The sequence below is a fragment of the Bradyrhizobium zhanjiangense genome, from assembly GCF_004114935.1.
Lineage (GTDB): Bacteria > Pseudomonadota > Alphaproteobacteria > Rhizobiales > Xanthobacteraceae > Bradyrhizobium > Bradyrhizobium zhanjiangense.
This window is the reverse complement of the sequence record NZ_CP022221.1, coordinates 5,445,895-5,457,472: the sequence shown is the minus strand read 5'-3', so window position 1 is coordinate 5,457,472 and position 11,578 is coordinate 5,445,895. Positions and strand designations below refer to the sequence as shown.

9 protein-coding genes and 1 pseudogene are annotated in these 11,578 nt (G+C 63.8%); 5 read left to right on the top strand and 5 right to left on the bottom strand.

Annotated features, from left to right (window positions below; translation table 11 throughout):
• Window positions 1-12: 12 nt before the first annotated feature.
• The 4 genes and pseudogenes from XH85_RS26145 to tyrS form a co-directional block, all read right to left on the bottom strand.
• Window positions 13-1,702: pseudogene (locus XH85_RS26145) on the bottom strand (methyl-accepting chemotaxis protein).
• Between the two features lie 350 nt (window positions 1,703-2,052).
• Window positions 2,053-2,490: a DoxX family protein gene (locus XH85_RS26140; protein ID WP_164940400.1), complete on the bottom strand. Its 438-nt coding sequence runs from the start codon at window positions 2,488-2,490 to the stop codon at window positions 2,053-2,055.
• A 221-nt stretch (window positions 2,491-2,711) separates the two neighbouring features.
• A complete protein-coding gene (locus XH85_RS26135) occupies window positions 2,712-3,983 on the bottom strand; it encodes an MFS transporter (RefSeq protein WP_128934100.1) in 1,272 nt (423 codons plus the stop codon).
• Window positions 3,984-4,040: 57 nt separating this feature from the next.
• Window positions 4,041-5,294, bottom strand: coding sequence for a tyrosine--tRNA ligase (tyrS, locus tag XH85_RS26130; RefSeq protein ID WP_128934099.1), 1,254 nt, complete (start codon window positions 5,292-5,294; stop codon window positions 4,041-4,043).
• A gap of 165 nt (window positions 5,295-5,459) precedes the next feature.
• Here tyrS and XH85_RS26125 point away from each other — a divergent pair, with 165 nt between their 5' ends.
• The 3 genes from XH85_RS26125 to XH85_RS26115 all read left to right on the top strand — a co-directional run bounded on the left by XH85_RS26125 (window position 5,460) and on the right by XH85_RS26115 (window position 7,671).
• Complete coding sequence (locus tag XH85_RS26125; RefSeq protein ID WP_128934098.1) at window positions 5,460-6,563, top strand: anhydro-N-acetylmuramic acid kinase; 1,104 nt, start codon at window positions 5,460-5,462, stop codon at window positions 6,561-6,563.
• A gap of 96 nt (window positions 6,564-6,659) precedes the next feature.
• On the top strand, window positions 6,660-7,337 hold the full coding sequence (locus tag XH85_RS26120; RefSeq protein WP_128934097.1) for a glutathione S-transferase family protein: 678 nt from the start codon (window positions 6,660-6,662) through the stop codon (window positions 7,335-7,337).
• 10 nt (window positions 7,338-7,347) lie between these two features.
• Entirely contained in the window at window positions 7,348-7,671 is a 324-nt protein-coding gene (locus tag XH85_RS26115) for a DMT family transporter (protein WP_128934096.1), read from the top strand.
• A 127-nt stretch (window positions 7,672-7,798) separates the two neighbouring features.
• On the opposite strand, the gene XH85_RS26110 is transcribed toward XH85_RS26115, so the two are convergent.
• Complete coding sequence (locus XH85_RS26110; protein ID WP_014495555.1) at window positions 7,799-8,446, bottom strand: alpha/beta hydrolase; 648 nt, start codon at window positions 8,444-8,446, stop codon at window positions 7,799-7,801.
• Between the two features lie 335 nt (window positions 8,447-8,781).
• Here XH85_RS26110 and XH85_RS26105 point away from each other — a divergent pair, with 335 nt between their 5' ends.
• The gene (locus tag XH85_RS26105; protein ID WP_128934095.1) at window positions 8,782-9,921 is read left to right on the top strand and encodes a cysteine desulfurase family protein; all 1,140 of its coding nucleotides are present in this window, start codon (window positions 8,782-8,784) and stop codon (window positions 9,919-9,921) included.
• Between the two features lie 122 nt (window positions 9,922-10,043).
• The gene (sufB, locus tag XH85_RS26100) at window positions 10,044-11,540 is read left to right on the top strand and encodes a Fe-S cluster assembly protein SufB (RefSeq protein WP_128934094.1); all 1,497 of its coding nucleotides are present in this window, start codon (window positions 10,044-10,046) and stop codon (window positions 11,538-11,540) included.
• Window positions 11,541-11,578: the final 38 nt, after the last annotated feature.

Below are 11,578 nucleotides of genomic sequence, written 5' to 3'. Positions count from 1 at the left end.
ACGCCCCGTCGCCTACGCCGCGCGCACGCCGGCCAGGAACGTGCCGACTTCGCCGGAGAGCTGTTCGGCCTGCTTGGAGAGGCTCGAGGCCGCCGCGAGCACCATGCCGGCGGCATTGCCGGTCCCGTTCGCAGCCGTGCTGACGCCGCCGATATTGGTGGTGACCTCCTTGGTCGCCTCCGCGGTCTGCGAGACGCTACGGGCTATCTCGGCGGTGGCGGCGCCTTGCTCCTCGATGGCAGCGCCTATCGAGGTGGCGATGCGGCTGACCTCCTCGATGGTGGCGGTGATGCCGCCGATCGCCTCCACCGCTTCCTTGGTCGCGCCCTGGATCTGGGCGATCTTGTCGCCGATCTCGCGGGTGGCTTCCGCGGTCTGGCTCGCGAGCGACTTCACCTCGGATGCGACGACGGCGAAGCCGCGACCGGCTTCGCCCGCGCGTGCGGCCTCGATGGTGGCGTTGAGCGCGAGCAGATTGGTCTGTGCCGCGATGCTGGAGATCAGCTCGGCGACATGCTCGATCTGCTGGGCACCATCGGACAGCGCGCGCACGATGGTGTCGGTGCGGCGGGCACTGTCCACCGCGCGTCCGGTGACCTCGGCAGACTGCGCGACCTGACGGCTGATCTCGGTGATCGAGGAGGAGAGCTCTTCGGCGGCAGCCGCAACCGTCTGGACGCGCTGGCTGGCCTCGGTGGCGGCCGAGCCGACCACGGCAGCGCGGCGGTTGGTGCCTTCGGCGGTGGACGACATCGACTTGGCGGTGGCCTCGAGTTCGCCGGAGCCCGAAGCCATCAGGCCGACGAGCTGGCCGACGGAGGCATCGAAGCGGTCGGCAAGCGCGATCAAGGCATCGCGCTTCTCCTGCTCGCTGCGGGCCTTGGTGGCGACCTGCTCAGCTTCCAGGGTGCGTGCCGTCAGCGCGGTTTGCCGCAGCACTTCGAGCGTCTCGGCCATGCGGCCGATCTCGTCGCCGCGGCCGGTCTCCTCGACCACCTTGTCGATGGCACCTTCGGAAATCTCCTGCATGCGGTTCTTCTGGCGGTCGAGCGCGCCGAGCACGGGCGATCAGCCAGGACAGCGTCGCCATCAGCAGCATCAGGCCGATGCCGACGGCGGCCAGCTCCAGCGTCAGCGCGCGCACGTCGGCGTCGATGTCGTCGACATAGAGTCCGTAGCTGATCGTCACGTTCCAGGGCGCGAATTTGCGCGCGAACACGGTCTTGCGGACCGGCTCGGTCTGGCCGGGGCGGGGATAGAGATACGAGGTCACGCCGCCCTGCGCGGTCTCGCTGCCGGCCTTGATGATGGCGTCGGCGATCAGCAAGCCGTTGGAATCCTTGGCGCCGGTGATCTTGCCTTCGAGCTGCTGATTGGCGCCATTCACGACCAGGGAGGTGTCCTGATTATAGACCACCGGGTAGCCCTGGCCGCCATTGAAGCTCATGCGTCGGCCGCGCTGGTGGAACGAGCTTTTGGCCTCGGCTTGCGTGAGCTTGCCGGCCGTCACCTCGTCCTGGAGCGATTGCGCGTAGTTATAGAGGAGCTCCACCGCGGTCCGCATCTGCTGGACGCGGTCCTCCATCATGCGGCTCTTGCTGAGCACGGCCGATACCCCAATGATGGCCGTGACCGTAAGCGCCGCGAGGCAGACCATGCTGGCGAGCTTGGTGCGGATCTTGCGATGACTCAGCAGCTGCATCGCGGCCCCTATGGAATGGTTGTTATTGCACGCGTCGGTAGCATGAAGTTCTTACCAATCATGAACGGACGCGTGCGACGCGCTGCCGCGCACGCGGCCGCATGCGCAAATGTGCAGGCGCAACGCGCTTCGCCTGCGCATGGCGCGTCAGATCGCGGAGAGGATTGATGCTGGATTTTGGTTGTGACCGAGTCTGGCCGGGACGGCGATGAATCGATTCGTTCACCGCATCATCATGTCCGTGCTGCTCGTGGCGGCCCTCGTCCTGATCTGGAACGTGCTGGGCTCGCGGTAGATGACACCGGCGAAGCTGCCGGCGCCATCCGTTACTTGCACGCCAATTGCGCGGGTCAGCGCCGCGCGTAGGCGCCGCCGGTCGATTCGCTTTCCTTGCCCATCGCCGCATCGACGCTGACCGTGCCGCCGCCGGCTGCCGAGAGGTAGAGACAGGCGAAGCAGAACAGGATCGCGGCGGTGCCGCCGTTGAGCAGCGGCAGGAACACCGGCGCTTCGCCCTTGAACATGTGGCCCATGAAGTAGGCGAAGGCCATTTCACCCGAGAGAATGAAAGCCGAGAGGCGGGTAAACAGGCCGAGCATCAGGAGCGCTCCGAGCACAAGCTCGAGCGTACCGGCCGCGTAGATGATCGGCGGGATGTTCGCGAAGTACGGGAGCACCGGAAACTTGAACAGCTTGGCGATACCGTACTGGAACAGCAACAGGCCGGTGATGAAGCGGAACAGGCTCAGGAGAACCGGTTCAAAGCGGGTGAGATAAGGAAAGTTCATTGGTTTGCCCTCCATCCAATGCTGTGACCCAATGCTGCGACTTGGACCGCATTCGGTTCGGCCTCGCAAGCCACCCAGGATGAATTCCGCTCTGACATTTTCGTCATGTCAGACAAAACACCGCAGGCTCGCGTTCGATCCGAATTATTTGCTCGTGTTTGCGTCATGCCCACCCGTAATTGTCCGGTGACGCCAATGAACTCAAGTTACCCCTGAGAAACCTACCGCCGCAAGGCGGGCACAACCAGGAACGGAATCATCCCGAGCACCACGCTCGCAAGTGCGAAGGCGAGCACTGCATTGTAGCCGTGGGTTGCATCATGAATCAGGCCGCCGCTCCAGGAGCCGAATGCCGAGCCGAGGCCGCTGCCGATCGAGATGGTACCGTAGATGGTGCCGACGCGTTTACCCTGGAAGATTCTCATCGCGGTGGCGCTGATCAGCGGGCCGCGCGAGCCCATCATGCTGCCGAAGCAGACGACGAAACCGCTGAGCAGGATGATGTTTGGATCATACTGCAAGAGCCAGAGCAGGAAGATGCCGAGGATCGAGATCGCGTAGCTCAGCAGCACCGACGGGCGGCGCCCGATCAGCCCGTCGAGGGCGGAGACTCCCAACATGCCGAACACCAGCACGACGCCGGAGAAGCCCCAGGCGGTCGCGGCCTGGAGCGGCGGAAAGCCGGCGTCGATCAGATAGGCCACGATCTGTGCGGCGATCGCATACATGCCGACCGCGGTGAAGAAGAAGGTCGAGAACAGCGCCCAGAATGCGTGGTGCCGCATGGCACCGAGAAGCGTCCAGCCGTTGTCCACGAAATCAGGATCGGTCTTCTTCACGACATGCGGCGAGCCGGCAGCGAACAGCCGCCACGGCAGCAGCATGAGCGGCACCAGCAGGCCCAGAGCCGCGAAGCCGAACAGCTGGTAGGTGCCGCGCCAGCCGATGTGATCGATCAGAAGCTGCGAGGCCGGCAGCAGTGCCAGCACGCCGCCGCCCATCGCCGAATAGACCACCGACATCGCAGTCGGCAGGCGGGGCCCGAACCAACGGCCAAGCAGGATCGAGTTCGGTACGATGCCGATGAAGGCAATGCCGATACCGACGCAGAGGCCGACCGAGAGCTGGAATTGCCACAGGTGCTGTGCGTGCGCCGCGATTAGGAACGCAGCGCCGAGCAACAGCAGCCCGAGCGCATAGACGAGGCGCGGTCCGGAATGATCGAACAGGCGTCCGACGAAGGGCGCGGTGAGACCGCTGGCGAGCCAGGTCAGCGAATAGACCGAGACGATCTGCGCGCGGTCCCAGCCGAAGCTCTCGGAGATCGGCTTCAGGAACACCGTAAAACTGTCGCCGAGCCCGCGGCCCAGCACAGCCAGTGTGAAGCAGAGCGCGAGCACGGTGAGCGCGATGCGCACGGCGCCTTGCGGCGTTACCGCAACGCCATCCCTGTTCGTTTCCCTGTTGGTTTCCCTGGGCGTGTTCTGGTCCATTGCCGGTCAGGGAGCGCGCTTCGGCGCGCCCTGACAAGCAGCGAAAAGCTCATACGCCTATGCAGGCTTGATGAGGACGTGCTTCTTCTTGCCGAACGACAGCTTGATCACGCCCTCCGGCGTCAGATTTGCTCCTGACAGCGCCATCTTCTCGTCGGTGACCGGCGCGTCGTTGATGCGCAGGCCGCCGCCCTTGATCTGGCGCCGGGCTTCGCCGTTGGAGGCAACCAAGCCCGCCTTAACGAAGGCGTTGAGCACGCCGAAACCTGCATCGAGCTCGCCACGCGGAATTTCCACCGTCGGCAGGGTTTCGGCGAGCGCACCTTCCTCGAAGGTGCGGCGCGCAGTTTCGGCTGCCTCGTTGGCAGCGTCGCGACCGTGCAGCAGCGCGGTCGCTTCGGTCGCGAGCACCTTCTTGGCCTCGTTGATCTCGGAGCCGCCGAGCGCTTCGAGCTTCTTGATCTCAGCCATCGGCAGCGTCGTGAACAGCTTCAGGAATTTGCCGACGTCGGCATCCTCGGTGTTGCGCCAGTACTGCCAGAAATCATACGGCGAGAACTGGTCGGCGTTGAGCCAGACCGCGCCTTGCGCCGTCTTGCCCATCTTGGCCCCTGACGCGGTCGTCAGCAGCGGCGTCGTCAGCGCGAACAGCTGGTGCGTGCCCATGCGGCGGCCGAGATCGACGCCCATGATGATGTTGCCCCACTGGTCGGAGCCACCCATCTGGAGACGGCAGCCGGTGCGCTTGGCGAGCTCGACGAAGTCGTAGGCCTGGCAGACCATGTAGTTGAACTCGATGAAGCTCATCTCCTGCTCGCGCTCGAGGCGCAGCCGCACGGAGTCCATGGTCAGCATGCGGTTGACCGAGAAATGCCGGCCGACGTCGCGCAACATCTCGATCCAGTTCAGCTTGGTCAGCCACTCCGCATTGTCGAGCATGACCGCGTCGCTCTTGCCCTCGCCATAGCGCAGCACCTTTGCGAACACGCCGCGGATCGAGGCCTTGTTGGCCTCGATCTCGGCGACGGTGCGCATCGCGCGCGTCTCGTCCTTGCCGGAGGGATCGCCCACCATCGTGGTACCGCCGCCCATCAGCGTGATCGGCTTGTTGCCCGACTGCTGGAGCCAGTGCAGCATCATCATGGTCAGATAGTTGCCGATATGCAGCGAGGGGGCGGTGCAATCGTAGCCGACATAGGTGGTCGCCTCACCCTTGGCGGCGAGCGCGTCCAGCCCCTCGAAATCGGAGCACTGGTGGATGAATCCACGTTCCTGCAGGGTATTGAGGAAATCCGATTTAAATGCAGTCATCTGTCGGCGTGCCTGACAATTCTTGGTTTACTGTTTTGGGGGCAATTTAAGAGTCTTGCATGGGAACTCGATTGCCACCCGCCACTTGGCGCTGTGGCATTATAAGATGTGTCCCTCTGGCACAAGATCGGCATGCCAGGGCAGGTCTTTTGAGGACGCTGATCCATGATGTTGACGGCACTCGGTTTGATGAGCGGCACCTCGCTGGACGGTGTGGATGTCGCGCTGATCGAAACCGACGGTAAGCAGGTGAAGGCGTTCGGGCCGACCGGCTACCGGCCCTATAGTCCCGCTGAGCGCAACCTGCTGCGCCAGGCGCTGAGCGAGGCCGTGCACCTGTCCCAACGCGATGCTCGGCCGGGGATCCTGGCCGAGGCCGAGCGCGTGGTGACGCGGGCCCATGCCGAGGCGGTCGCCACTTTCGTCGCGCAGAACCGGATGAGGCCGGAGGACATCGACATCGTCGGCTTCCACGGCCAGACCGTGCTGCACAGGCCCGAAAAGCGGTTGACGGTGCAGATCGGCGATGGGCCGGCGCTGGCCAAGGCGATCCATATCCCAGTCGTGCATGATTTCCGCGCCGCCGACGTCGAGGCCGGCGGGCAGGGCGCGCCGTTCGTGCCGGTTTACCATCGGGCGCTGGCCAATTCGCTCGAGCGCGAGGGGCCGATTGTCGTGGTCAATATCGGCGGCGTCTCCAACATCACCTATATCGACGGTAACGACACGCTGATCGCCTGCGACACCGGACCCGGCAATGCGCTGCTCGACGACTTCATGTACCGCACCATGAACCAGGCGTTCGATGCCGAAGGAAAATTCGCCGCGCTCGGCAAGGCTGATGAGGCCTGGATCGCGCGCGCACTGGAGCTGCCGTTCTTTGCAGCTCCGCCGCCAAAGTCGCTCGACCGCAATGATTTTGCTGCGCTGAAGCTCGGCGACATGCCGCCGGCCGACGGCGCCGCGACGCTGACCGCCTTTACCGCGACGGCGATCGCCCGGGTCATTCCATTGCTGCCGCGGCGGCCGCGCAGCTGGATCGTCTGCGGCGGCGGGGCTCGCAACCTCACCATGCTGCGGATGCTGCGCGAGCGGGTAGGCTCGGCCACCGTCGAGGCCGCCGAAACGCTCGGCTGGGCCTCCGACGCCATCGAGGCGCAGGCCTTCGGCTTCCTCGCCGCCCGCGGACTGAAGGGCCTGCCGCTGTCCTATCCGGCGACCACGGGCGTGCCGATGCCGATGACGGGCGGGGTGATCGCACGGCCCTGAAGTCACAGGCAGTTGATGCAGATGCATCGACCTTGACGAGTTAATGCAATTGCATCTATATAGATGCAGTTGCATTTAACCGCCGAGATCGCCACCATGACCGCTTCGCTCAAACTGATCAGCCACAAGCTTTGTCCCTACGTGCAGCGTGCCGTCATCGCGCTCAAGGAGAAGGGCGTGCCGTTCGAGCGGATCGATATCGATCTGGCCAACAAGCCCGAATGGTTCCTGAAGCTATCGCCGCTCGGCAAGGTGCCGGTGCTGGTGGTTGCGACCGACAAGAGCGAGGTTGCGTTGTTCGAGAGCAACGTGATCTGCGAGTACATCGAAGACACGCAAACAGGCGCGAAGCTGCATCCGGCGGATGCGCTGAAACGTGCCGAGCACCGCGCCTGGATGGAGTTCGGCTCGGCGATCCTTGGCGACCTCTGGGGGCTGGAGACGACGACCGATCCGGCGACATTCGAGAGCAAGCGCCAGGCGCTCGCGGCCAAATTCGCGCGCGTGGAAGCTGCGCTTGGCGCAGGGCCGTATTTCGCGGGCGAGACATTCAGCCTCGTCGATGCGGTGTTCGCCCCGGTCTTCCGCTATTTCGACGTGTTCGATGAATTGACCGAGCTTCGCATCTTCAGCGATCTGCCCAAGGTCCGCGGGTGGCGGGCCGAGCTCGCGAAGCGTCCGAGCGTGCGCTCTGCGGTCGGCGCGGACTATCCGCAATTGCTGCGCGCCTTCCTGGTGCGGCACGATGCGCATCTCTTGAAGCTCGCGGCCTGAGGCGACGCCAATGTCGCAGTCCACGGCCTGGCTCATGCTGGTGATAGCCGGCGCGCTCGATGTCGGCTGGGCGATCTCGATGAAATATGCGGAAGGTTACACGCGCGCAGGCTGGAGCCTCGCCTCGCTGGTGCTGCTCGCCGCCTTCGTCTTCCTGCTCGGGCGTGCCTTGAAGGTGCTCGAGGTCGGCGTTGCCTATTCGGTGTGGACCGGCATTGGCGCGGCCGGTACGTTCCTGCTGGGTGTCGTTCTGTTCGGCGAAACCTTGAGCGCGGTGAAGCTTGCGGGCATCGCGCTTGTGCTGACGGGGATCGTCGCACTCAAGCTGGCTTGAGCGGCGAACTCAGTCCCGTAGCCCGGATGGAACGGAAGCGCAATCCGGGGCCCTGTGTCTGCGGATGGAGTTTCCCGGATTTCGCTTGCGCTCCATCCGGGCTACGGGACCTTAGCGCTATAGGGCCTCAGCGCACGTTGGCGAGGCGCATGTCGAGATAAGCCGTGATGGTCTCCATCAGCGGCTCGAGCTTGGCGTCGAAGAAGTGATTGGCGCCGGGAATGACCTGTTGGTCGATCACGATGCCCTTCTGCGTCTTCAGCTTCTCGACCAGCGTGTTGACGTCCTTGGGCGGCACCACCGCATCCTTCTCGCCATGCACGATCAGGCCCGAGGACGGGCAGGGCGCAAGGAACGAGAAGTCGTAGAGATTGGCAGGCGGCGCGATCGAGATGAAGCCTTCGACCTCCGGGCGGCGCATCAGGAGCTGCATGCCGATCCAGGCGCCGAAGGAGAAGCCGGCGACCCAGCAGGCGCGCGCTTCGGGATTGATGGTCTGCGCCCAATCGAGCGCTGCGGCCGCATCCGACAACTCGCCGGTGCCATGGTCGAACGAGCCCTGGCTACGGCCGACGCCGCGGAAGTTGAAGCGCAGCACGGAGAAGCCGCGATGTGCAAAGGCGTAGTAGCACTGGTACACGATCTGATGGTTCATCGTGCCGTGGAACTGCGGATGCGGATGCAGGATCATCGCGATCGGCGCGTTCTTCTGCTTGGCCGGATGGTAGCGGCCTTCGAGACGGCCGGCAGGGCCGGTAAAAATGACTTCGGGCATCGATGATCTCTTGATTGATTTCCTGGAGGCGACCTCGGCAATCAACCGATTGTGGCTTCATCGGCAGATGTCGACGAAAGCGCAATGAAGAGTGAGAGGGCGCGTCGTGCGGTGATGCGCTGACGGCGCGCGGTGACTGACGGTGCGCGTTCTAACATAGGCACAGGGTCAAAAAGCAAGCATCTTGAACATCGCCCAACGGGTTCAAGACGTTAGCGTGTCATGGTCGCGTCACCGCGACCGCATCATTCGGAATCATGGTTGCCAAGTGCCTGTCCGCGGCCCATGTCGGGACGACGGAAATGCCCCTTTGATTTGAGGTAATATCTTACTCAATGCCGACCCGGGTCTATCTCGATTGGAACGCGACCACGCCGCTCCGCGCTCAGGCGAGGGCTGCGATGCTGGCTGCATACGACCTGATCGGCAATCCATCCTCGGTCCATGCCGAGGGCAGGGAGGCACGGCGCCTGGTCGAGGAGGCCCGTGCCACGCTGGCCACCGCCGCAGGTGCGCTACCGCGGAACGTCATCTTCACCTCAGCCGGAACCGAAGCCAACGGGCTGGCGCTATCGCCCGGCCTGCGGGGGCCGACGGGCGGCCCCGTCGAGCGACTGCTGGTCTCCGCAGTCGAGCATGCCTCGGTGCTGGCGGGCGGCCGGTTCCCGGCGGACAAGATCGGACAGATTCGGGTATCGCGCTCCGGTGTGGTCGACCTCGAGGATCTGAGGGACCAGCTCGGTGGCGGTCCGCCAGCGCTGGCCTCCATCATGGCTGCCAACAACGAGACGGGCGCGCTCCAGCCGGTCGCGGAGGCGGCGCGGATCGTTCACGAGGCCGGCGGCCTTCTGCACGTCGATGCGATTCAGGCGCTCGGCAAAATTCCATTCGATATCAAGACTGTGGGCGCAGACCTTGCGACCTTTTCTGCGCACAAGATCGGCGGCCCGAAGGGCGTTGGCGCGCTTGTGGTGGCGGAAGGGCTCGCCGGCCTGGAGCCGGTTCTGCGTGGGGGCGGGCAGGAGCTCAACCGCCGGGCGGGCACCGAGAATGTCGCTGGGATTGCCGGCTTTGGCGCGGCGATCAAGGCGGCGCTTCAGGCTCTGCCGGAGGATGCGAAGCGAATGGCAACCCTCAGGGATCATTTGGAAAATGGCCTTCGCGCCGTTGCCGGGGTGATGGTCTTTGCGGACAACGTCGAGCGGTTGCCAAATACCGTCCTTTTCACCACGCCAGGCCTGAAGGCCGAGACCGCTGTGATCGGCTTTGACCTCGCAGGCGTCGCCGTGTCGTCAGGTTCAGCCTGCTCATCGGGAAAGGTCCAGCCGTCCCACGTGCTTTCGGCCATGGGGTACGATCCCATTGTGGCCCAGGGAGCGGTGCGCCTCAGTCTTGGCTGGTCCACGGAACTCGAGGAGATCAATCGAGCGTTAGAGGCTTGGCGAAAGCTCGGTAATAACCTACTTAAGGGCTAGGCGACGAAACACGGCTTGAATGGTTCTAGGTACGTGCTTTCCGCCAAAAAACATCGTAATAGACGGAATACTCGTCCGAGTTTGATCCACCGCGGTCCTTGAAACCGCGAGCGGAGGATGGAATGCCAGCCGTACAAGAGACGGTCGAGCGCGTGAAGCGCATCGACGTCGACCAGTATCGTTATGGGTTTGAGACCCTGATCGACTCCGAGAAGGCCCCAAAGGGGCTCTCGGAAGAGATCGTAAAGTTCATCTCGCAGAAAAAGAATGAACCCGCCTGGATGCTCCAGTGGCGGCTGGAAGCCTATCGGCGCTGGCTGACCATGACCGAGCCGACCTGGGCGCGCGTCGAATATCCCAAGATCGACTTCCAGGACATCTACTATTACGCGGCGCCGAAGCCGAAGAAGATGGTCACCTCGCTCGACGAGATCGATCCGGAGATCCTGAAGACCTACGAGAAGCTCGGCATTCCCTTGCGGGAAGTCGCCATGCTCGAAGGCGTCGAGCCCAAGGTGGGCGAGGAAGATCCGGCCCGCCGCAAGATCGCGGTCGATGCTGTCTTCGATTCGGTCTCGGTTGCGACCACCTTCAAGGAGGAGCTGAAGAAGGCCGGCGTGATCTTCATGCCGATCTCGGAGGCGATCCGCGAGCACCCTGAACTGGTGCAGAAATATCTCGGCTCCGTGGTTCCGACCTCGGACAATTTCTACGCGACGCTGAACTCGGCGGTGTTCTCCGACGGCTCGTTCGTCTACGTGCCGCCGGGGGTGCGCTGCCCGATGGAGCTGTCGACCTATTTCCGCATCAACGAGCGCAACACCGGCCAGTTCGAGCGCACGCTGATCATCGCGGACAAGGGCTCCTACGTCTCCTATCTCGAGGGCTGCACCGCGCCGCAGCGCGACGAGAATCAGCTGCATGCCGCCGTGGTCGAGCTCGTCGCGCTCGATGACGCCGAGATCAAATATTCGACGGTGCAGAACTGGTATCCCGGCAATTCGGAAGGCAAGGGCGGCATCTACAATTTCGTCACCAAGCGTGGCGACTGCCGCGGCAACCATTCCAAGATCTCCTGGACCCAGGTCGAAACGGGTTCGGCGATCACCTGGAAATATCCGAGCTGCATCCTGCGCGGCGACAACTCGCGTGGTGAGTTCTACTCGATCGCGATCTCGAACGGCTTCCAGCAGGTCGATAGCGGCACCAAGATGATTCATCTCGGCAAGAACACGTCGAGCCGCATCATCTCCAAGGGCATCGCCGCCGGCAAATCGCAGAACACCTATCGCGGCCTCGTCACCGCGCACCGCAAAGCGCTAGGGGCGCGCAACTTCACCGCCTGCGATTCCTTGTTGATCGGCGACAAATGCGGCGCGCACACCGTGCCGTACATCGAGGCGAAGAACTCGTCCGCGACGTTCGAGCACGAGGCGACGACGTCGAAGATCTCGGAGGACGTGCTGTTCTACTGCATCCAGCGCGGCCTCTCGCAGGAAGAGGCCGTCGGCCTCGTCGTCAACGGCTTCGTCAAGGATGTGCTGCAGCAGCTGCCGATGGAATTCGCGGTGGAAGCGCAGAAGCTGATCTCGATCTCGCTTGAAGGGTCGGTCGGTTAACACCGACCCTCGCGGTGCGCCTCGGCGCTCCATGCCTC